The organism is Emticicia aquatilis, assembly GCF_014644295.1.
GTDB classification, from domain to species: domain Bacteria; phylum Bacteroidota; class Bacteroidia; order Cytophagales; family Spirosomataceae; genus Emticicia; species Emticicia aquatilis.
This window is the reverse complement of sequence record NZ_BMKK01000004.1, coordinates 250,211-272,898: the sequence shown is the minus strand read 5'-3', so window position 1 is coordinate 272,898 and position 22,688 is coordinate 250,211. Positions and strand designations below refer to the sequence as shown.

General features: G+C 35.6%; 23 protein-coding genes. 8 read left to right on the top strand and 15 right to left on the bottom strand.

Annotated features, from left to right (window positions below; all coding sequences use genetic code 11):
- Positions 1-80: 80 nt before the first annotated feature.
- Positions 81-872 (bottom strand): tRNA threonylcarbamoyladenosine dehydratase, encoded by a 792-nt coding sequence (locus IEX65_RS11330; RefSeq protein WP_188766175.1) that lies wholly within the window; start codon positions 870-872, stop codon positions 81-83.
- A 59-nt stretch (positions 873-931) separates the two neighbouring features.
- A complete protein-coding gene (locus tag IEX65_RS11325; protein ID WP_188766174.1) occupies positions 932-1,606 on the bottom strand; it encodes a TatD family hydrolase in 675 nt (224 codons plus the stop codon).
- An 86-nt stretch (positions 1,607-1,692) separates the two neighbouring features.
- On the opposite strand from IEX65_RS11325, the gene IEX65_RS11320 reads away from it, so the two are divergent.
- On the top strand, positions 1,693-2,154 hold the full coding sequence (locus IEX65_RS11320) for a GNAT family N-acetyltransferase (RefSeq protein WP_188766173.1): 462 nt from the start codon (positions 1,693-1,695) through the stop codon (positions 2,152-2,154).
- A gap of 75 nt (positions 2,155-2,229) precedes the next feature.
- Here IEX65_RS11320 and IEX65_RS11315 read toward each other — a convergent pair whose 3' ends face one another.
- The 8 genes from IEX65_RS11315 to IEX65_RS11280 form a co-directional block, all read right to left on the bottom strand.
- A complete protein-coding gene (locus IEX65_RS11315; RefSeq protein WP_188766172.1) occupies positions 2,230-3,858 on the bottom strand; it encodes a CotH kinase family protein in 1,629 nt (542 codons plus the stop codon).
- Positions 3,859-3,901: 43 nt separating this feature from the next.
- Complete coding sequence (locus IEX65_RS11310) at positions 3,902-5,248, bottom strand: DNA/RNA non-specific endonuclease (protein ID WP_188766171.1); 1,347 nt, start codon at positions 5,246-5,248, stop codon at positions 3,902-3,904.
- 87 nt (positions 5,249-5,335) lie between these two features.
- A complete protein-coding gene (locus IEX65_RS11305; RefSeq protein ID WP_188766170.1) occupies positions 5,336-5,725 on the bottom strand; it encodes a hypothetical protein in 390 nt (129 codons plus the stop codon).
- A 94-nt stretch (positions 5,726-5,819) separates the two neighbouring features.
- Positions 5,820-6,077 carry a hypothetical protein gene (locus IEX65_RS11300; protein WP_188766169.1) on the bottom strand — a complete coding sequence of 86 codons (258 nt, stop codon included), beginning with the start codon at positions 6,075-6,077 and terminating at the stop codon, positions 5,820-5,822.
- Positions 6,078-6,324: 247 nt separating this feature from the next.
- Positions 6,325-6,609, bottom strand: a complete 285-nt coding sequence (locus IEX65_RS11295; protein ID WP_188766168.1) for a hypothetical protein — start codon at positions 6,607-6,609, stop codon at positions 6,325-6,327.
- 12 nt (positions 6,610-6,621) lie between these two features.
- The gene (locus IEX65_RS11290) at positions 6,622-7,104 is read right to left on the bottom strand and encodes a hypothetical protein (protein WP_188766167.1); all 483 of its coding nucleotides are present in this window, start codon (positions 7,102-7,104) and stop codon (positions 6,622-6,624) included.
- Between the two features lie 181 nt (positions 7,105-7,285).
- The gene (locus IEX65_RS11285) at positions 7,286-8,074 is read right to left on the bottom strand and encodes a hypothetical protein (protein ID WP_188766166.1); all 789 of its coding nucleotides are present in this window, start codon (positions 8,072-8,074) and stop codon (positions 7,286-7,288) included.
- Between the two features lie 106 nt (positions 8,075-8,180).
- Complete coding sequence (locus IEX65_RS11280) at positions 8,181-8,507, bottom strand: LytR/AlgR family response regulator transcription factor (protein WP_188766165.1); 327 nt, start codon at positions 8,505-8,507, stop codon at positions 8,181-8,183.
- Between the two features lie 154 nt (positions 8,508-8,661).
- Between IEX65_RS11280 and IEX65_RS11275 the strand changes: the two genes are divergently transcribed.
- The 4 genes from IEX65_RS11275 to IEX65_RS11260 all read left to right on the top strand — a co-directional run bounded on the left by IEX65_RS11275 (position 8,662) and on the right by IEX65_RS11260 (position 14,129).
- Entirely contained in the window at positions 8,662-9,237 is a 576-nt protein-coding gene (locus IEX65_RS11275; protein ID WP_188766164.1) for an RNA polymerase sigma factor, read from the top strand.
- Complete coding sequence (locus tag IEX65_RS11270) at positions 9,227-9,913, top strand: tetratricopeptide repeat protein (protein ID WP_188766163.1); 687 nt, start codon at positions 9,227-9,229, stop codon at positions 9,911-9,913. The genes IEX65_RS11275 and IEX65_RS11270 overlap by 11 nt, the downstream gene beginning before the upstream one ends.
- 75 nt (positions 9,914-9,988) lie before the next feature.
- A complete protein-coding gene (locus tag IEX65_RS11265; protein WP_188766162.1) occupies positions 9,989-11,401 on the top strand; it encodes a S8 family peptidase in 1,413 nt (470 codons plus the stop codon).
- Positions 11,402-11,405: 4 nt separating this feature from the next.
- Positions 11,406-14,129 carry a CHAT domain-containing protein gene (locus tag IEX65_RS11260; RefSeq protein WP_188766161.1) on the top strand — a complete coding sequence of 908 codons (2,724 nt, stop codon included), beginning with the start codon at positions 11,406-11,408 and terminating at the stop codon, positions 14,127-14,129.
- Positions 14,130-14,250: 121 nt separating this feature from the next.
- On the opposite strand, the gene IEX65_RS11255 is transcribed toward IEX65_RS11260, so the two are convergent.
- Positions 14,251-16,809 (bottom strand): zinc-dependent metalloprotease, encoded by a 2,559-nt coding sequence (locus IEX65_RS11255; RefSeq protein ID WP_188766160.1) that lies wholly within the window; start codon positions 16,807-16,809, stop codon positions 14,251-14,253.
- Between the two features lie 255 nt (positions 16,810-17,064).
- On the opposite strand from IEX65_RS11255, the gene IEX65_RS11250 reads away from it, so the two are divergent.
- From IEX65_RS11250 to IEX65_RS11240, 3 genes are all read left to right on the top strand, one after another.
- A complete protein-coding gene (locus IEX65_RS11250) occupies positions 17,065-17,589 on the top strand; it encodes an RNA polymerase sigma factor (protein ID WP_188766159.1) in 525 nt (174 codons plus the stop codon).
- Between the two features lie 88 nt (positions 17,590-17,677).
- Entirely contained in the window at positions 17,678-18,589 is a 912-nt protein-coding gene (locus IEX65_RS11245; protein WP_188766158.1) for a HEAT repeat domain-containing protein, read from the top strand.
- Between the two features lie 58 nt (positions 18,590-18,647).
- Positions 18,648-19,673 carry a DUF4097 family beta strand repeat-containing protein gene (locus IEX65_RS11240; protein ID WP_188766157.1) on the top strand — a complete coding sequence of 342 codons (1,026 nt, stop codon included), beginning with the start codon at positions 18,648-18,650 and terminating at the stop codon, positions 19,671-19,673.
- A 96-nt stretch (positions 19,674-19,769) separates the two neighbouring features.
- Here the strand turns inward: IEX65_RS11240 and IEX65_RS11235 are convergent, their stop codons facing one another.
- The 4 genes from IEX65_RS11235 to IEX65_RS11220 are packed head-to-tail and all read right to left on the bottom strand — an operon-like array spanning position 19,770 to position 22,620.
- Positions 19,770-20,339: a MarC family protein gene (locus tag IEX65_RS11235; RefSeq protein ID WP_188766156.1), complete on the bottom strand. Its 570-nt coding sequence runs from the start codon at positions 20,337-20,339 to the stop codon at positions 19,770-19,772.
- On the bottom strand, positions 20,336-21,370 hold the full coding sequence (locus IEX65_RS11230) for an aminotransferase class V-fold PLP-dependent enzyme (protein ID WP_188766155.1): 1,035 nt from the start codon (positions 21,368-21,370) through the stop codon (positions 20,336-20,338). The genes IEX65_RS11235 and IEX65_RS11230 overlap by 4 nt, the downstream gene beginning before the upstream one ends.
- 49 nt (positions 21,371-21,419) lie before the next feature.
- Positions 21,420-22,199: a diadenylate cyclase CdaA gene (gene cdaA / locus IEX65_RS11225; protein WP_188766154.1), complete on the bottom strand. Its 780-nt coding sequence runs from the start codon at positions 22,197-22,199 to the stop codon at positions 21,420-21,422.
- Positions 22,174-22,620, bottom strand: a complete 447-nt coding sequence (locus IEX65_RS11220) for a GNAT family N-acetyltransferase (RefSeq protein WP_188766153.1) — start codon at positions 22,618-22,620, stop codon at positions 22,174-22,176. The genes cdaA and IEX65_RS11220 overlap by 26 nt, the downstream gene beginning before the upstream one ends.
- Positions 22,621-22,688 lie beyond the last annotated feature (68 nt).

Sequence of the window (22,688 nt, the reverse complement as noted above, 5' to 3'; positions counted from 1 at the left end):
AATCTCTATCCCCCAAAGGGGACTTTTTAGCTTAAAAGAAAATTTGTGCCAAATATCAAAGTTTTAGCACAAATTGTTTATTATTCTTTATCTTTTGACTTTGATTTGAGAGCTGTTTTTCTACGAATATTTGCTGGACGTTTGGTGATTTCGATTGGATAACCCAACAAATCACGTATAACCACCGACGCACATACACCACCAAAAGCAGCAGGTAAATATGAAATTGTTCCATAAGCCGAGCGTTTGAAGTTAGTTCCGTCGGTCAAAATCAAAGACTCTTTCATTACTGGTTCGATTGAAAAAACCGCTTTGATACCTTTGGCTATTCCGAGTTTTTTGCCTCGTTTTCTGATATAATGAGCAAAAAGGCACTCGTAAGTATCAAACAAATCGGTAATACGGAGTTTTGTTGGGTCGATTTTTCCACCAGCACCCATCGAACTTACAATTCTTTGCCCTTTTTCGTAAGCGGTTGAAAGTAAAGTTAGTTTTGGTGTGACACTATCAATGCAATCCATCACATAATCAAATTTTGTTTCGAGAATCTCTTTGCATTTATCAGGCGTTAGAAATTCTTTTACAACGTGTAATTTCAATTCTGGATTGATTGCCATTAGACGTTCGGCCATAATATCGGCTTTTGAAACACCATGATTGGTAGCAAGGGCAGGTAATTGACGGTTTCGGTTGGTTGGGTCAACAACATCGCCATCAACGATTGTCATTTCACCCACACCTGAACGACAAATATATTCGGCGGCAAATGAGCCTACACCGCCCAGTCCTACAACTAAAACATGGGCATTTTGGAGTTGGTCGATTCCTTCTTTACCAACTAATAATTCGGAGCGAGAGAGCCAAGCGGGCATTTTTGTTTTAATGATTTATGATTAAGCAAACTTTAAATATGAGTCATAATGCACCACATTTAAGAACAGATTTCTAAATAATTTGCAAAAATAGTATCAATGAGTTTATCTAATGGCATTTTTAGAATAAAAGATGCTTTTTCGTAGATTTCTTGAATTGAAATATTTTTATCATCGGTCTCAAAAAAAAGTTTTTCGAGTGGAATTTGAGGTAAAAGATGGGCCGCATTTGAATTATCATTGAGCAAAGCTGCTCCGAGCGAAATATGGAATCCACGCTCAAGAATAGCTTGTGCGATATGAAAGTTATTATTGAACCCATGCAAAATCATGGGTACTTTCGGGCGTACGATTTTTTTGATTGAAATTAATTCATTGAAGCATTTAACACAGTGTATAATAAGTGGTTTTTTGACTTCTTCGGCAATGCGAATTTGTTTGATAAAAACCTCTTCTTGTAGAGGTAGAGCCGCACCCTTTAGTCGGTCAAGTCCACATTCGCCAATGAGTTTAATTTCTTGGTATTTTGCAAGTTTAGCGAGTTTGTCCAGTTGAGCTTTTTGGTTATTTTCGTTGATGTACCAAGGATGAATACCCGCTGAAAGCCAAGTACTGGGTACATCTTCATCGGGAAATGTTTCTAAGGCTTCATCGGTCTCTGGAACGATAAGGTTATAAATTATTTGGTGTGTATCTTGTTTTTCAGGATTATGGGTATGTATATTTATGAGCATAAATACAATGGATGTATGATAGAATGATTCAATGTACAAATATATTCTATCATTCACTCATTCGTTCATTCAAAATCAGATTTTATATGAATATTAAGTGTGTGCCTTTCTACGAGTTGAGTTTAGATGAGCTATATGCCATTATGGTTTTAAGACAAGAAGTATTTGTAGTAGAACAAAATTGCCCATTTGTAGATGCTGATGGCAAAGACCAACTGGCATGGCATTTTATGGTTTGGGATGAAAATAATAGATTGGCAGCTTACACACGTCTTTTTGGCAAGAACGTTTATTATGAAGGCTATACTTCAATCGGTCGAGTGGTTACATCTTCGCACGCTCGTGGTGGAGGTATTGGTAAAATCTTGATGCAAAAATCAATCGAAAAAACGATAGAATTGTTTGGCAATGAGCCTATTAAGATTGGAGCTCAAAGTTATTTAAAAAAATTTTATCAGTCACTCGGTTTTGAACTGACTGGGCATGATTATGTAGAAGATGGTATTGACCATACTTATATGACCCTCGACTTCGCTCGGGTACCTTGATTTTTCGTTCTAAAACTTGTGTTGTCTGAGCGGAGTCAATTGGGACTTTCGACTTCGCTCAGGCACCCCAATTGGCTATTGATGTACTAATTTTTTTGTAATTCGTTTGGTGCCTGACTCTATTGTTAAGATTTTTATTCCGCTTACAACTTCTTTTTCGGACAACTCGATATAAAAGTCATTATTACCAATTTGGAGCATTTCGTTCCCTTCAAAAATTACCTTTCCAAGGTTGTCTGTTAGTTTTATATTAGCTTTTTCTGAAAAAAGCGATTGAATATTGATGTTTATTCGCTCCAGCAATGGATTTGGAAAAGCAGTGATAGTTATTTCAGCCAGTTGAGGCTCATTGGCTGTGATGGCAAAATTAGTTTGTATATTATTATCAAGCCATTGCAGGCGTTGATTAAGAAAATTTCGGAGTTCGTTTACTTCTTGCTCCCACGTACCAGCATAAGGCGTTGGTTGTGGCCAAACAAAAGTGCCTAAAATGGGCCATTTCTGAAAATTACGAACGATTGGTTCTTTTAGAATATTGGTCAGTGTGTCGATGTGTTTGGTGAGTCGGTCGTTTTGTAAAGTTCCGAATTTTCGTTGAAAACTATATTCTTGGCCGAGTTCTTTTACATAAGCAGAGTCGGAGAGCATTCGTTCCCACCAGAAAGGTACTTGCCAAAAGTCGTCGGGACAGGTGTAATTAAATCTGTAAGCAAATCCGAATGGATTGTCTCCATTACAATAATTACCATTACCGTAAGTAATGTCATAGTCCCACGGTGGGCCTGCTTTTATTTTGCCACCCTTACTATCTTTATCTTTATAGAAATATGTACTTATTCGATAGCCATCAACGTTTTTTGAAAGCTCATTCAGTAAAAAAAGTTGAATAAATGACCTTGTATCAATGTATTTTCGATATCCATTGGTTTTATCTCGGTAATTTTCAGATTGAAGTGCGTTTTCGGCATTATCTACATAATTTTTTAGATATGTTTTTTGTTGAGATGTAATTGTCTTGGGCGATTCATAGAGGTAAGTTGTATAGGTGTTTGTAGCAAAATAGTTAGGATATTTCGACCGCCAACTCCCCAAATTAGAACCAGTGTTTTTATCTACTTTAAAAATATAACCGCCCGTAATATCATCGCCAGTCAAATCGGTTTCTTTCAGATTGGCAATATTCACTCGACCTTCGTCTCGCTTTATTTTTTCCATAAAAACATAAACGCCCATATACACATTATTTATTATGACCTCAACATATTGTGTACGAGAAGCATAAAGTCCCATTTCACGGGCCACTCGCATTGTAAGTACGTTGTGCATGAAACTTTTTTCGTTGTAAGAAGCAAACAAAATCCAGTCAGATTCTTTGGGCATTCCGAGTAAAGAGGCTTCAATAGATTCAGATTTTTCGTTCCACAATTCAATACCAATGCTTTTTTTGGGAAACATTTGAGAAGATGAACCTCGATATTCGATACCCGCAAAACCATCATAATGCGGTTTATCGCTGACATTATTGCTTTTGCCTTGACCATTATAATAGATTTTGAAATCGGTTTTTATCTTAGGTTCATCGACAATGGATAGTCCGTTGGTATTTATTACCACAATCGGTAAACTTGATGAAGTAAGAAATTGGGCTGTGAGTTGTTGGAAAATGCTGATAGTCAGCAAAATAGTAAAGTAAAGTTTTCTCATAGGGTTGAATATGGCTTGAACAAGTTGGAAACTTGTTGTACTACTAATATCTGAAATTGGCAACTTTTAAAGTTGGACCAGCATCCTTTCTTGATTCTAACGATTTTTGGATTGCACTTGGTACATTCGATAAAAAATCATAGCCAGTCAATGCCTCTAAATCATCAATGCTGAGTCGGTATTCTCCCCATTTTGTACCTTCGACACTCTCTTTGTTGGGGATATTTACTGCAATAACACGTGTTTGTGCATCTACACGAGCAATATCATTGCTACCTACTGGCAAGATTACAATCACTTTCCAAAAAGATTCGGGTACAACAACTTTGCCATTATCGAGAGTGCTGGTTTTACCTCCGTTACTACCCGTTCCGCCTTTTCCATATACACCAGCCACAATGTAAAGCTCATTTCCAGCAGCAGCAATTTTGCGTGAATACTCTTCTAAATCTGCCCAAAGTCCACGGTTATTGCTCGGAGCTTGAGGAGCGATATTGGTCATCAAAAAAGTCTCATCATTATCTTCGTAGCTACCATCACGGTCATCGGATGGGCAAAGATGCCCACGGTCGAAACCCGAATTGGTGTAGTCTGATGTAACAACTCTATACCATGAACTCGGCAGTGCAGGGTCGGGACGGAAATTGTCAGTACGTTGAGTAGTACCTTTCCATGCCATACTCAGATGCCAACTTGACCAATTTGCTGTGCCTTTACTGCGATTATATGATAAGACATACTGCTTTTTTATCATCAAATAATTATTTTCATCTTTCGAGTCTGCATTGCTCGGATTTCCCATCGCCAAATTATCATCACGGGTAGGAGTGGTCGAATTTGTTGGCGAGTCGCCAGTCGAGGTGATAATAATATCATCAATATTGAGGCGATTTGCCCCGCCCGAAACCTTACGGATTTCAAACCTGATTTTGCCAGATTCATTAATAGTGAAGGCGGTTGTAGAAAGTTTGCTACCAGAAGTTTTTTGTGTAGCACCAAATTTTGACCATGACGAACCGCTATTTTTAGAAACATATAATTCCCATTCAGAGTCGCCATCGCCATTGTATGCACCATAAGAGATATTGATTTCTTTTACGCCAAAAATATCATAATTCATGCGAACAAAGCCTGTTTCTCTGATTCTGATTGCACGAGATTCATTTTTTGTATCGTTGGCAGTAGTACCAATGAGTGCATCTTCAAAATACCAAATTCCGCCAGTCAATTCTACATTTCCTGCGGTGTAACTACTTTTTGAAGCATTTTCGAGACCTTCAGGAAAACCTGTGATATATGCAGTGCTTTTAGGAGTAATTGATGAAATACAAGAACTGATAAGAAATGAAATACTGAGTAAATAGGAGAAATGACGGAACTTTGCGAACATTGATTAATGAAATTAGATGTTCTGTAAAATTACATAGAAAATATAAAAAGCCCACAAATTTCTTTGCGGGCTATTGTAGGCTATAGGCTACACTTGAGGTTTTTCTTTGTTCCAAAAATGTAATGCTCCGAGAGCGATAACTGCCCAAATGCTTATATCAAGAATGATTGTTTTTTGAGCAATCATCCCTCTTAAATTGATATTAATTATTAAGACTATAATGGCATATAAAGTGAGAAATGCAGTTGCAAACAGCCAACCTCGCTGTGAGATTTTGTCATTAGACTTACGTACAACAAATCCAAGAAAACCAATAGCAAGTTGATACCCTCCGATGTAATTCATACTCGAAAGTTCATTCGGATTGTTAGGAGTTCCATTGAAATATTCAAGGGCCATTGCTGGTGCAAATACAGCAGGAAAGCCAAGTAATAAACTATATCCTGCTACGATTAAGATAAAAGTGTTTGTTTTCATTTTGGTTTTGGTTATAGATAGGTTGATAATTACTCTTTTTCTGTAAAATAATAATAGAGGAAACCAAGTCCACCACCCAAGCGGATGAATAAATCTATCCATGCGGCAATAGGGGTTTGTGATAAATGGAAAAGACAAAGATTCCACAAATCACTAAGGCAATTACACCCGCTAAAAGTACCGTTTTATTGTTTGCCCCTTTGATGGACAGATAGTATAAAACACCGAGTGCAACAGCATTTGCTCCTGAATAAAATATGAAATTTTTGGCGGTGCCAATTAAAACTTCGTGCGAAATTTGGTCGATGGTTGGAAAGCCATACGTTTGAAAAATAACATTTGGAACAAACATTAGCACAACACCAATTAGTGTCGAATAAATGACTGCGAGTAGGAGAAAGGTTTGTTTTTATTTTGTTTGATGGTTTTGCAGACCACTATACATTTTTAAAAATAATAAATTTAATATATGTATAATTCTGATAGTCAGTAATTTATAAAATTGTTAAATTAGGTAAATCAAAAATGTATAGTGGTGTAATAGTTTTGTAGTTCTAAGATAACTATACGCAACGACTAATGGAGAAATGGTTTTATTACTACTTTTTGAGAGCAATTGCCATACTTGCAGCGATGTCGTTTACCAATATCCCTCCAATATATCCTGCTATAAGTGTTGTTTCAATACTTAAATCTAATCCTCCTACATAATACAAGCCTAAGTTTAAACTCAAGCCTCCCAGTGCTCCCATTACTTTGCCACATACTGAACAAACCTCAGGGTCGGGCTTAGGTATGGGTGGGTACAGAAATCTCCAACGACGAGGGTATGGTGTGCCGCACCAACCTGCTAAAAGTGCTAAAATAATTATTGTTGCTGTCATAATTTTTGAAGATTAAAATTGATTTTTATTTTCATTCGTTTTGTAAGAGAAATTTACGATTCTTTCATTTTTGAGTTCTTTTTCAGGCTGTATTAAAAGCTTTAAATTTTCAGTTTTTATATCGTTAGGTATGAATAACACCTTATCAACACCTTGAAGTTTAGCTTCTAAAAATGGCTCATATTTTTTTGTTGTTGCATTCAATTTCTGCAGATAGATTCCTAAATCTGGAGTATTTGTAAATCGTAAATCACCTTTGCAGAGCATATCTGGGCTACACCCTGGGCAATTGCCAATTACAAATTCACAAAACTTAGGGTTTTTATATTCTGACAAACATTTTAGGTTTTTCAGAACATTGCAAGGCAATAGTTTTAAGGCTCCTTGCACAAACTTAATTTCTTCATTTTTGACTACAACATTTGTGTCCGATTTTTGAGAATCGGTGCAAGAATTAAGCAATAAAACGGACATTAGTATTAGTAATTTTTTCATTTTATTTGAAATGTTTGGAAAATATTATAGCCTGTTTTTTATTTTCGTTTCTTCATAGTTTCTTAAAGACTGGTAAGGAACTACGAGGGCGAGTGTTTTGGGTTTTGGCGGCAAGAGAGTCAAAAACATTCTTCAATAACTTAGATAAATGTCTCAGAGTATCGCAAAAACTTAATGATTATTAGTTAGCAACGCTAATCATTCGCCAACGTTGAACAGTACCATCATATAGTAAAGTACATCCCCCATTATTTAATATCGTAACATTAGCTGCTGTATATGTGATAATTCGGTTAGCTGCCGTAGAAGCAGCATCTTCATTAACTATTGTTACAGATGTGCCTTGTACTGGATACACATAAACAATCATTCCATCAATACCCCCAGCAATACTGTTGATAGTTTCGCCCCCACCGCCATTTGCAGGAGTATCAACCGATATTATTGAAGCTCCTGCTCTGTCGAAATTTAAATGACCGCCATTTCCTGAGAGTAAAACTTTCTTTTTTAGTGCAAAATCACCATCTACGTGGAGCTTCGCTAATGGTGTATGACTACCAATTCCGACATTTCCATCATCATTGATAATCATTCTTAAAAGACTGTTTGTAGTATTATTAGCAGTGGTATTAAACCAAATATTAGTACCATTGGCTGTTGTAGACCAAGCTTGGTTTGTTCTTAATATTATTGAAGCTCTGTTACTTGTAAAGCCAGACCCAGTATGTCCTTTTGCTCCTAAATATAAAAGCCAACTATCATTGTTGCTGGCTCCTGGTGCTGCTGGTGTGCCTGATGCATTACGACCAATAATGTAGCCTCCATCATTTAAATTATACTTAGTTAAGACAATGTTGTCGAGGTCATTTGTTACTGTGTTTTGGATTGAAGTTGGTGTCAAAGTAACATTTTGACCAAAGACAAAAGCTGAAAAGCTTGTGAGCAAGAAAGTAAAAATTATTTTTTTCATTGTTTTGTGATTTATAGAGTTTCAAATTATTTTTCAAATTTTATAAATAATCGAAATACATAAGTGCTGTTTCGATTTAACGGTGTATGTTTCGATTTAACGGTTTTTAAATGTTAGCCAGATGAATTTTTAATTGAGTTCGCTTACGACGAGAAACAATAACCTTATGATTATCTGTCAGCTGTACAGTGTTGGTTACTTCCGAAAAAAGCTTTACACATTTAAGGTTTATCAAATAAGATTTATGTGTTCGGTAGAAATCATAAGGGACTAAACGACTTTCGAGTGTTTTGAGTGGTGTAGCAACAATTTTTTTTTGTCCATTAGCAAAGTATAAAATCGTGTAGTTGATGTCGGCTTGCAACATAATAACCTCTTTTGGATTAATTTCTTGATACCCTCCGATGTGAATGTATTTTGTAGTAGAGTCCATTGGCTTATTGGTTTTTAGTATTTAATTCATTTAAAAGCTTAGTCGAATAACTTTGACAAACACCAACACCAGTAGAGAAAAACTTTCTAAAATTTTTGTTTTTTCAATAAAAATTCATTCTTTTGATTAACCTATTTTTCGACTGAACCCTACTATGACTTTTTTTACCCGTAAATCTACTGACAACGACTTGATAGAAGGTATCCGTTCGGGCGGAACTCAGCGGAGAACTTTTGAAAATAAACTTTACCAGAAATATAACTACCTGATTCGTGATGCAGCTCGAAAACATAAAATTGAGGAAGAAGAAGCCTCAATAGCCTATTCAGATGCAATTCTAACCATTATCGAACATATTGGAAGCGGACGTTTTGAGGGGCGTTCTGAGCTTAAAACATACTTATATCAAATTTTTTTCAATAAATGTGTTGATGTTATTCGTAAAAATGCGACTAAAGGAGCGTACCACCTCTCATTTGATGATATTTTAGAACCGATTCCAGACCCACAGCGTACAGTTATACAAGATTTGATACGTAAGCAAGACCACGAAAAACTTAGAAATCTTCTAACAACGCTGGGAGAAAGGTGTCAGCATTTATTGAATCGTTGGGCAGAAGGCTACTCCGACCAAGAATCAGCCAAAGAATTTGGTTATAATTCGGCCAATGTAGCCCAAACAACAAGACTAAGATGTTTAGAGAAACTGAGAGAACTTTATGGCAAATGAATTTTTAGATATTGATAATTATTTTCAAGGTAAACTTTCGGCAAAAGAAAAAGAGGCCTTTGAAAATAATCTTGCCAATGACCCATCGTTGGCTGAGGATGTTGCATTTTATGCACAAACAAAATTTGTACAAAGAGACCAGATTTTAAAAGAACGCCATGTAGAATGGACTACTCAATCGGGTAGTAAAGCAGTTGGTGTAAATTTTAAGCTAATTTCCGTAGGCATAGCAGCTATATTTTTGGTGATAATTGGTGTTTGGTTTTTTACTGGAAGTGATATTCAGCAACGAACAAATGCTTACATTAAAAATGATTTAGACCAGTTGACAAGAACAATGGGGGCTACTGATGATAGTTTGAAACTTGGAAAAGATTTATATAATCAAAAAAAATACACTGAAGCGAAAATTGTTTTTGATAAATTAATTAATAAGTCACCAGAAGCCATTGAATTTGCAGGCTTATCCGCTTTTAAAATGAATGATTATGATGGAGCAATAAAGTATTTTGAGAAAATCGAACAAAATACCGAGCTTATCAATAATAAAGGGAAATTTTATCTTGCGTTAGTGAAAATCAGACAAGGCAAAACTGAGGAGGGAGAACGATTATTGAATGAAGTAATTGACCAAAATTTGGGCGGGAAGACAGATGCAGAGAAAATTTTAGAATAAGTGTGTTTGTGTTTTTATTGCTTTTGCGACTAAACTGTTGACATTTAATAAACGCAAACCCAACTACAAATAATCATGAAAAAGAAACATTTCTATTTGATTTTATTAGGATTAACGCAATACCTTATTGGTTTTGGTCAAGTTAATCAGATGAGTACCGCATTTGATGCTCAGAAAGGTATACCTAAACCCACTGAATCTATTGTTTTTATAAAAAAGGATGGAGATTTGGTTGTGAAGGATGAAAAAATTTATCTATTGAATCCAAATGGAAAAACTTATAAAGCTAATGGACGAGAGGCGGCAATTACTGAGGTTATAAGGAAGTATAAAAATCTATACAAATCTCAAAAGAAAGCCATACCTAACATTACTTATGTAGAATGTTGCAAAGGTAGTAATTTAATTCTTTTGCGTGGGCAAGGCCTTGATGCTCAAACAAATCCAGACCCAGATGATGGAAGTGCAGGTGACAACAGTAAGAACCATCCTCCTCATGCAGGCGAATGGGGAGCAAATTCTTTCGTATTTTCTCAGAACCCTACATTTTTAGATAGGAGTTTCTCACCAATTCAACTTGATGATTGCAATAACTGCTCACAAATCAAAGTTGCAGTTTTAGATAATGGTGTTAATTTTGATAAATTGAGTTTGCCAAATTCTATGTTCTTTACCCGAAAAGAGCTTGACTGTAATTCAACATCCAATGAAATAAGTGGTATAAATTTTACATCTTTTGGTGACAGGTACGAAACACAGGATATTCCACATGTAGGGATAGATGCTCAAAATATCTTTGAAGGTATAGGGCACGGAACCTTAGTTACTAAAATCATAGCTTCAAATCAAAAAGTGAATCTTAAGATACTACCAATGAAGATTATGCATCACGGAGAAGGGGTTTTGTTTGATGCTTTATGTGCCTTGATGTATGCCGCCGAAAATAATTTTGATGTCATTAATTGTAGTTGGGGAGTAAAGGGAAAAAAAAATGAAGTTTTTGAAGATGTGATTCATTTACTGAAATCGAAGAATATAGTTTTAATTGCTTCGACAGGAAATGAAAAATCATGGTTAACACAATCAGCCAATGAACTTTCAAAAGGTAAGTTTATCTCTCATTATCCTGCTATGTTTGCCCATAATAACCATAATGTTATAAGTGTATCAAATATAGAATTAGGTAATTACGGTTCAACTTACACCAGTTTGGCCGTAGCAAATGAAAATAGACACTTAGTAGATATACTACAAGATAACGATAATGATGCATACACTTCTTATTCGGCAGCTTTAGTTACCGCTTTATTTGTTAGTAAATTGGAACAATTAAAAGGGATTCAGTTTAGAGAGGCTTCAAGTATCACTAATGCGATGAAAAACTTAAAAACAATCTTTTATGAACAATCAGATATAATTGAGCGAACTGGAGATGTTAACCGGTTTTCTCAAGGAAAGGTAATAAAGAAAATCGCTACAATAAGGTAAATGTATGATAAGAGCAACAAAGAACTTTTGTTTGGTATTCTTAGTATTGATTCAATTTCAAGTACAAGGGCAGTGTGTAGAGAATAAATCATTGACTGAGTATTTCTCGAAATTACAAAAAAGCATCACCGAAAAAGATTCGGTGATGCTTTTGTCATACAAAAAACATTTTGAAAGATGTCATCTTCAAACTGACACTTCTTATACAAAAATCTTATATTTTTTAGGAATTCTCTTTCAAGATAAGCAAGAATATGATAAGGCAATTAACTATTTCCGACAAGCAAAGAATTTTAATTCTAAAATTAATACTTCGACTCTGAATCAAATTAAAGTTTTGAGTCAATTATCTTATTCATATTACAAATCATTCAATTATGTTGAAGCATTAAATACGTATCAGCAAATAGTAGCATTAGGGCAATCTCGAGGAGACTTGGCTGTATATGTAACAAATGCCTACGAAAAACAAGCAAATATTTACAATAGATTAGGGGATTTTGAAAGTTCTATAAAAAAAGCACTCCTCGGACAAAAAATAAGCAGGGCGTTTAATGACTCGGAAATGGAGGCGTATAACCTGATAATACTTTCTAAATCACAGAATTCGATTGGTGCTACTAAAGAGGCATTGGAAAGTATTAATCAAGCAATAGCAATTTTTGAAAGTAAAAAACTTGAAGAAGATTTAGCAGCTTCACTTTCGGCTAAGGGCTATATTGAATCTAAAAATAATGAAAAAGATAATGCTATAAAGAGTTTTAAGCGAGTGGCTTCAATCTTCAAAAAGTTGAAAGATAACAAAGGATATAGTTTAGCTTGTCTTGATATTGGATATGTATATTATAAGCATGGGGGGCAGTTGGATAAAGCTCTGTTATATTATAATGAAGGGGTAAAATTTGCGGTTTCTCCATTTACTAAGATACAATTATTTGATAACATTGGGGCAGTTTATTGGAAAAAAAAGGATTATGTTAGAGCTTTAGAATTTTATCAGAAATGTTTAGTCAATAATGGATACTTTAGATTTTCAGACGGAAGTATTTATGAGATTCCCAAAGCAAAATCTTTAAAGTATGCTGATTACAAACGAACTTTCCTAACTATTCTCCAAGATAAAGCTATCTGTTGGTTAGACTATGCCAAATCTGAAAATAACAAAAAAGAACACCTTGAAAATGCCCTAAAAACTTACCAATTAGCTGATAAACTGATAGACTACATGCGGCAGGAGCATACAGGCACACAATCGAAGTACTTTTGGCGAGATAAAACCCGCTCAATCTACGAATCTGCCATCGAAACCTGTTATTTACTCAAAGACTACGAAAAAGCATTTTATTTCTTTGAAAAAAGCCGTTCTGTATTACTGAATGATAAATTGAATGAACTGGGGGCAAAACAAAAACTATCGGAGACTGATTTGCAGAAAGAAAAAGAATATTTAAGCCGAATTTCTGAACTAAATGCCTCCATCGAAAAGGCAAGCATTGCAAAGCAAAAAAACGATTTAAATAATCAATTACTTGATTTACAGGAGCAACAAGGCCATTTCATCAAATCTCTCGAAACCAGAAATCCAGCGTACTATCGTATGAAATATGATACGACAACGGTTTCTCTAAAACAATTTCAAAATTATTTATCATCATTCAAAGGGCAAGCAGTTGAATATTTTATTGGTGATTCTGCCACCTATGCTATTGTAATTTCTCAAAATTCAGCTTCAATAAAAAAACTAAGGTATAATATTGCAAATACCCAACAAATCCTTGATTTCTGCTCTAAAAGTATCAATACTAAAACCGAATTAAGCCAATATTTATTGCTAAGTTCAGCTATTTATAAAAGTCTTATTCAGCCATTAAATCTTCAAAATGGTCGATTGATTATTTCTCAAGACGGTATTTTTATACCATTTGAAGGATTAAGTAAATCATCAGCAAAGAAAGAGTATTTAGTGCATGATTTTAAGATTTCTTATACCTATTCAGCTCAGTTTTTATTGAGAAACCTCCAAAATACTACTTTTTTGCCTCAGAATAAATTTCTTGGTATAGCACCAGTCAACTATAACTTACCAAACCTTAGCTCATTGAAAGGCTCAACCGAATCGCTTGATGCTATTGCGAAGAGTTATTTTTGGAGTAGTAAATATATTGGTAAAGAAGGTAGTAAAAAAGCATTTTTGACTCGTGCAAAGAAATACCAAATCGTGCAAATTTATACTCATGCCTTTGCCGATAGCAACGAAACTGAACCACGGATTTATTTTGCAGATACTACCCTCAAAGTTTCGGAGTTAAATTCGGAAGAACGATTCAAAACAAACCTTTTGGTGCTTTCTGCCTGTAAAACAGGTGTTGGTAAAGTGGCAAAAGGTGAAGGTGTTTTGAGTTTAGCACGTGGTTTCTCTATGCTTGGTATTCCGTCAACTATCACCAGTTTGTGGAGCGTTGAAGATAAGAATACTTATAAACTTACTGAGCTTTTTTATCTATATCTTAATCAAGATTTTCCGAAAGATGAGGCTTTACAAAAAGCAAAAATAGATTTATTGAACGAAGGCCTATTACCTAATTCATGGGCTGGAATGATTTTGATTGGGGATAGTTCAGCTATATCCTCTAATTATTGGTATGTTTGGCTTTTGGCTGGATTTGTTATTACCGCTATAGCTGGAATTTGGTATTGGAGAAAAAGAACTAAAACCTCTACGATTTAAATTTAATAGTGAGGATAGATTTTTTATCTACATTAACTGTTCTAAAAAATTTAACTGATGAAGGAAAACAAAAAAGAGCGAGACAAATGCCTCGCTCTTTACTTCATAAAAACTGTGTTTATTATTTATTTGGATTCAATGCTGTGTCAATTCTTTGCAAAACATCTTGTAAATGATATTTGCTCATTTTGTCGGTTGTCAAAGGCAATGCTGCTTTGATTTCCCCTTTCAAGGCTTCCAAATGAGCTCTTGCGATTGACGGTAAGTCGGTTTTCTTCAAGTCAACCATACGAGTATCATAACCATAAGTTGCTCCTTGTGGGATGTACGAAACCGCAGCCATTCCAGGAGTAAGTAATGAAGTTACTTTCTCAACAAATACTTTCTGTAAGTTACGACGATAGATGTCGATTACTTTCTTAGATTTCAATTCCGACCAAATACTTCCACGTAAATCAGTCATTAATTCATCTAAATTATAGTTAGCTGCACTTGCCGAACCAGTTTCCATTAATCTTACGGCACGGTCACCCGCCAAAAGATTATTCAATGTTGCTTCTTGAATAGCTTTTACCGCCTCAACACCCGTTTCTGGATTGATTTTGCTCAAAATATTTTTGTCGAGCATCCAAGTTGGCGTTTCAAAAACTTGGCGATTCAAGAAATTAACAGCTTCTTTTTGAGTAGCTCTCGGTACAACTTCATATACAGAACCTTCCATGTCATAGGTTTTTGGCGTATCGTAAATACCACCTACGTTTTTGGTTACATGACCAATGTATCTGCGGTATTGTCCTGTTACGTTTGCATACAACTCAGCTAATTCCTTGTAAGATTCACCATTTTCTTTGCTCCATTCTGGCAAGTTTGGTAAAATTCTCTGTAAGTTTTTGATACCATAATCAGAAGCTTTCATTGCGTTATCGCTCAAATCTTCAGTTTGATAACGTGGGTCGAAAGGACTAACTTCTGTACCAAAACGCTTACGTGGGTCTTTTACTGCTTCTTTAGTCAATTCGTTCAAGATAGCTTTTTCTTCGGTGGCACTTTTGGCATCAGGGAAATACTTATAAGCCCATTGAATAGCCCAAATGTCATAATCACCAATGCGTGGGAAGAAATCCGTAACACCATCTTCTGGTTGTGCTACGTAGTTGAAACGTGCGTAATCCATAATAGAAGAAGTGTGTCCGTTTTTAGCAACCCATTCTTTATCACGTAATTTCTCTACTGGAGTAGCCGAACTCGCTCCCATGTTGTGGCGTAAACCAATAGTATGTCCAACTTCGTGTGACGATACAAAACGAATCAATTGTCCCATCAATTCATCATCAAAGTTTTTCTTTCTTGAGCGTGGGTCAGCAGCAGCTGTCTGAATCATATACCAGTTACGCACCAAACGCATTACGTTATGATACCAACCAATATGACTTTCTAAAATTTCGCCACTACGTGGGTCGTGTACGTTCGGGCCATAAGCATTCTGAATATCGGCAGCAAAATATCTGATTACCGAGTAACGAGCATCTTCTAAACCTAAGCTGTCTTTTGGATTCATGTATTCACCACGAATCGCATTTTTCCAACCCGCTTTTTCAAAAGCTACTTGCCAATCGTCAACACCTGCTTTGAGGTATTTTTGCCATTTTTGTGGCGTTGCTGGGTCTATGTAATAAATGATTGTTTTTTTAGGTTCAATCAATTCTCCACGTTTTTGGCGTTCGGCATCTTCTTGGTTTTTAGGCTCAAGTTTCCATCTTACCGCAAAAACCTCATTATCTGATTTTTGTGATTCTTCACCAAAAGTGGCATACTGATTTGCAAAGTAGCCAACACGAGGGTCGAAATAACGCTTACGCATTGGTGTTTTTGGTAAAATAATCATCGAAGTATTAAACTCCATCGTTACAACACCCGCATCACGTGAAGCAGGAAGGTAATTACCAATTTGTGGAATTGGAACTAAAGAAACGCTCGGAGGAATCACACTGAAAGTTTTAGTAGTGCGAATTTCAGTGTTGATTGGATACGAACGAATATGTTGGATAAACGAACGGTCGGCTTGGAGTGCTGCAATTTTCAATAATTGCTTGTTTACAGGGTCGAGCGAGAAAACTTGGTTGTCTCCTTTGAAGAAATCTGTTACTTCAATCACCGAAGATGTATCTTTTTTCAAAGCCTTAATATCAAAAACGCCAATAATTGGGTCAGCACTTGAATTCTTTACGGCTTGGAAAATTGGTTTTGTACTATCCGGACTCGCAATTACGAATGTAATTGAACGCAAGAAAAGTTTATTTTCTGGGCCTTTTTCCCATCTAACAACTTGGCGATTCACTTCCTCTCCACCAAAAATACCACCACCTGCGGCAGTTTTTGAGTAGCGAGTTACGGTCATGATGTCACGTCCAATCAATGAATCACCGATTTCAAAGAAATACTTGTCTTCAATCTTATGAACGGTCATCAAACCTTTGCTGGTTTTTGCTTTGTCAGTGATTACTTCTTTGTAAGGTTTTGGGCCTGTCTTTGGTGCTTCGGCTGGTTTGGCTGGAGCAGCAGGGGCTGGGGTGGCTGGTTTAGGGTCTTCTGCTTTTTTTTCGTCTTTTTTCTGTGCATTTGCTCCGAGAGCCACACTCAAAATCAACGAACTTAAAAAAGTAAATTTTAATAATTTCATAAATTTGAATTAATAGTTTGAAGAATATTACTGGTAAAACTAAACAAAAATGCCAAATTTCGTAACAATCATTTGATGAACGGAGAATGAAACAAGACTAATGGACGATTTTTGTAGAAATAGATGACTTCTTAATAACAATACCTACTAAATTATGTTAGATTTTCGTTCAAAAAAAATATTTTTAGATTTACTGTAACCTTATGTTTCTTTTAAAGTAAGCATATTCAGAAACAAACAAAACGATAGATTTTTATGACCGATGAAACGGCCATGTTATGTGTTTTTAATGGCGAGCTGGACAAAGCAGCGATTTTGTATGAACGATACAAACGCCCTTTGTTGAATTTCTTCCTACGCTTTGGTGTAGAGTGGGAGACAAGCCATGACCTTACACAACAAACTTTCTATCGGATGATTCATTATCGACATTCTTATCGAGATGGTTATGAGTTCAGAACTTGGATTTATAGAATTGCTCGAAATCTGTTTCATGACCATCTGAAAGATAATCATCTAAAAATGAGTGAGTTAAATGATAGTCACGATTTTGAAGAAGAAGAAACATTCGACGACCAAAATCATCAATTAATAAGAATAGCATTACAAAAACTACCCGACGAATATAGAGAAGTTTTACACCTGAGTAGATTTGAAGACATGAAATACGAACAAATTGCTGAAATGCTTAATGTATCAGTTTCGGTTGTGAAAGTAAGAGTACATCGAGCTATCAAAAAATTGCGGGAAGTGTATTTGAGTTTGGATGTAGATGTATAAAGTAGGACAGGTTTTCAACCTGTCATTTGCGAGAAAAAGTAGTTTCAATTATAGTTGACAGGTTACAAATCTGTCCTACAACGATAAAATGAAAAATAAAAAAGAAGAATTACTGGCTGATTTTCTGGAAAATAATCTTTCTGCCATCAAAAAGCAGGAAATAGAAGATTTCTTTGCCAAAAATGAAGGTTCTAAAACAGAGTTTGAGGAATCGAAAGAAATCTTCTTTGCTATCAATAAATCAATCGAGAAAGATTTTGATTCATCAAAAGATAGATTTTTCTATGATTTCCTTTCGGCAGAAAAAGAAAAACTTTCCGAAAAACCACCAACAAAAGTCATTCGTTTCTACGAACGAACCTATTTCAAATATGCTGCAAGTGTGGCTGGTTTAGCTTTAGCTTTTTGGTTTGGCCGAAAAACGGTTGATAATCAGACGAATACAAATTTGATGTCTGATAACGGCTCTTCAAAAGTGATTGAAAAGTTGGTTGAAGTGCCTGTTGTGCGTGTCGATACGATTTATGTGGCTAACAAGCAGCTTGCTTTGGCCAAGCAGCCAAATGTAATGAATGAGATTGGTACCTTGAAAAAGGAAATTCAAGAAACCAAAGACTTATTGATTTTGTCGATGCTTAAAAAAGAATCACCATCTGAGCGGATTCAGGCAGTTAATTATAGTTATGATTTGCAACAACCCGATGAGCAAGTGCTAAAAGCTCTTATTTATACCCTCGATTATGACCGAAACGTAAATGTACGAATTGCAGCGGCCGACGCAATCGGAAGGTTCGGAAATAATACCAATGTGCGTGATGCACTCGTTAAGTCGTTGTTGAAACAACAAGAACCAACCTTACAGATTTCGATTATTGATATTCTCACCAAATACAATGAACGCAAGGCTTTACCTGCTCTTCGATTACTGGCCGAAGATAACTCTACATCGGAGTTTGTGCGTCAGAAAGCTGAAGAGAGTACCAAACTTTTAAGTCTGTAAGTGTTTGATTATTAATTTATTACTTTTAAAAATGAAGAATTTTCTAAAAACAAAAATTATGAAAAACTATCTAAAAATATCGCTATTTGTATTGATAACAATGAATGCTTTTGCTCAGAATAAGCAGAGTACGTTTAAGCAAAGTTTTAGCGGAGCCGACAAAAGAGTGCTAATTATGAGTGCCAGCAACAACCTAACAGTTGAAGGAATTACAGGTACTGAAGTAATCATTGAGTCGGATAAGCAAGAGCGAGAATTTCCTGAAGAAGCTCAAGGTTTGAAGATTGTTTCGCCTGGTGGAGCAGTTGATAATACTGGTATTGGAGCCAGTGTGCAGCTTGAAGGAAATACACTTAAAATAAAGCTACCAAAGAGTAAGTATTATGGAAATTTCGTTGTCAAAATTCCGAAAGATTTGAACTTAACATTACAAGAAAATGGAAATCCTTACGGTAAATGGTTGGTAACGAGCATGAAAGGTGAGGTTGAAGCAAATACTTCCTACACGACACTCAACATAAAAAATGTGAGTGGGCCGATTGTAGCTCGCTGTGGTTATGGGAAGGTTTTTGTAGAATTTGATGAACTTAGCCAAACAAGACCCAATTCAATTTCGGCTAATGGTGCAGTTGATATAACACTTCCAGCAACAACAAAGGCAAATTTGAAAGTTCAGGCTATGTATGGTGAGTTTTTTACTGATTTTGATATTCAACAAATGAAAGTTGAAGAAACAAAAAAAGATACAACTAATAGAAAAGGGGCAAAATTCACTGTTTATAATAATCAGACTATCTATCTACATGATAATGCAGCCTATGATAGATTTGGGAAAAAATTCTCAAACGAAGATTATGAAAAAATAAAGAAGGCAGAAAATAGTTCTGGTAAATCATTAACGTTTGCAGGTTCACCTTCAAACGGGCAAGAAAGCTCAGCATACGCTCAGTCAGTGATTGCATCAAGTAACTGGGAGCTTGCTGGAAGAGAATTTAATACGAGTATGGGAAGTATTAATGGTGGTGGAGTGAATATGAATATAAGGTCGGACTTTGGAAATGTCTATTTAAGAAAGAAAAAATAAATAGAAACACAAAATTATGAAAAAACAAAACGGTGCCTGAGCATATCAAAGGCACCGTTTTTGTTGATGTAGAACAGTTTTCTAAATTGTTCAATATCAAAACAAATTCGTTTTTATCAATTTGATAGAAATAGCAATCAAAATCATTCCAAAGACTTTACGAAGAATATCTGCCCCCGTTGGCCCAAGAATTTTTTCGAGTTGCTGTGAAGTTCTGAGAACTATGTAAACCACTAATAAATTCAATAAAATTCCGACAACAATATTTTCTTCTTGATAAGCCGCTTTCAAAGAAATAATGGTTGTCATTGTACCCGCTCCTGCAATAATTGGAAACGCCAAAGGCACAATTGAGGTTGCCTTACTGTTGGTAGTTTCGTGTTTGAAAATGCTTCTTCCCAAAATCATTTCAAAACCTATTAAAAACAGAATTAAAGCCCCTGCAATGGCAAAAGATTTGACATCAACGCCAAATAAACTCAAGATACTTATCCCTAAATACAAGTACGTAATCATCAATCCACCAGCAACTAATGTTGCTTGTTCTGCATGAATACTGCCTGCTTTTTTGCGTAAATCAATGATTATCGGAATTGCTCCCAAAATATCAATAACCGAAAACAAAATAATTGTTACCGAGATGATTTCTTTAAAGTTGAAGTTCATTGGCGTAGTAAGGTTTTTAGTTTGTCGAATTCCCAATCTTCAATAGCTGGGAAATTGGCTATTCTGAAAGTGGTGTCTTTCCAAGCACCATAACCATTACCCAAAATTATATTATTTTCCTTAGCTTTTTGTTTCAAAACCGAAATTTCATCAACCGTTCCTTTTATTGCAATAACTGTTTCTGACCTTACTTCTTCATTGGTAATCAATAAATCAAGAGTAGTTTCTTGGGCTATAAACCTATAAAAATCCTTTGCTCTTGATTTTATATGAGTGTCAATGGCTTGAATATCAGGCACTTGCTGCATTACTCGCATTAGAAGATAAATACCAAGAATGTTTGGCGTGTAATGCGTTTGGAATTTCTTGAAATTATCTCTGATGAAAAGTAGGCTGTTGTAGTGGTTTCGTTCACCAATTTCTTCGGCACGTTTAATGGCTTTTGGAGAACAAATCATCACGCCCATTCCAGCGGGTAATCCGAGACACTTCTGCACTGAAGCCAACCAAATATCTCCAGATTTCCAGTCAAGCTCAATTCCACCCAACGAAGACGTAACATCAACTGCAATAAGTGCTTCAGAATTTAGTTTGTTAAAAAATGAAAACTCTATTTGAGTAGCATTCGATGTTTCGTTTTGGGTAAAACACCAAACATCGGCATCGGTTGAAAGCGATTCGGATATTTTTTCTTGAAAATCAAAATTTGTTGCTGATGTTTCTTTACTTAAGCGAGAAGCATACTCAAACCATTTTTCGCCAAACGCTCCATTAAAAACGTGATGACTGTGATGTCTAACGAGTGATTGGCTGATGATTTCCCAACATTCGGTGGCTGATGAAGTAAAATAAACTTCGTAATCGTCGGGAATATTTTTTTTTTGTTTGAAGACCAAAATGCACACTTCAAGCATTTCCATAAAAGCCTTACTGCGGTGATTTTGACTCAAAATACCTTCATTCATGGCATCTTGGAGGTAAGTTGCCACTTGCGGATATACTTTTGATGGTCCTGGATAAAACGTTGTCAAGTACCCCTAACCCCTAAAGGGGGATTTTGATTAATGGAAGAAAACTTTATTATTTAAGAAAATACGCTTTTAAATCTCTTTCGAGTTCGGTTACGGAAATGGTTTTGATGTTTCCATCAATTGCCAATGATATTTTTCCGTTTTCTTCCGAAACACAAATGGCGGCGGCATCAGTGGCCTCTGAAATACCAAGTGCTGCACGGTGGCGAAAACCATAATTTGAAGGCAAATCATCGTTACTCGCAATCGGTAGAATGCAGTGTGCGGCCTTGATGCGATTTTGGTTGATTATTAATGCACCATCGTTTAGCAGACTATACTGACTAAAGAGCGATAAAATTAGTTTTTTAGATAAAACTCCATCAATAACATCGCCAGACTCCGCAAATTTTGATAAATCATCTTCTTTCTGAATGACAATAATCCCTCCCGTGAATTCACTTGACATCGTTTTTGCAGCTTCGATGACGTTTTTCAAAGGATATTTTTCTTCTGGGCTTATCTCTGTGCCAAGAATATTCGAAAAAAGCTGATTATTTGTTAAAGAAGTAGATTTGCCGACTAATAATAAAAAACGACGAATTTCCTGCTGAAATAGAACAATCAAGGCAATGGCTCCCACACCCATAAAATACTCCAAAATGCGAGTAAGTAGCTCTAAACCAATGGCTTTGACAATCAAATAAAATAAATAAATGAGCAAATAACCCATAAATACCCGACTTGCCACACTACCACGCACCAGTTTATAAATGTAATACAGCAGAAATGCAACGAGCGTTATATCTAAAATATCAGTCCACTTAATTTCTAAAAATCCTATTTGCATGAGAAAATTTCATTTTATATTCAAATTCGGTTTCGTAGTACACCTGAAAACCTGAGTTTTCATAAAACCGCTTTGCTTTTGGGTTATTTTTCAATACCTGTAATTCGATTCCCTTCGATTTTCTTTGTCCATCTTCAATTACCTTATCGAGCAGTTGGCGACCAAAACCTTGGTTTTGAAAGTTTTTTTGAATCAGAATATTTATGATTTCAAAAGAATGATTTTTTTCTTCTATCTCCAAATATCCGATGCTTTGTTTTTCAAATTCGATAATCTGAATGTTTTCCGAATCAAATTCTCGTCTGTGCGATTCGATTTCGGTGCTGTAAACGGCATCGCTGTATTCTTTGAACGAACTTTGTTCGATTTCAAATGTCAAATCGGCATCGTTTTGCGTTGCTTTTCTGAGTAGAAGTTCCATTTTATCAATAACGGTTTATATAGGATTTAAGATAAAATGAGTTGCCTTATATTCAGAAAAATCATTTC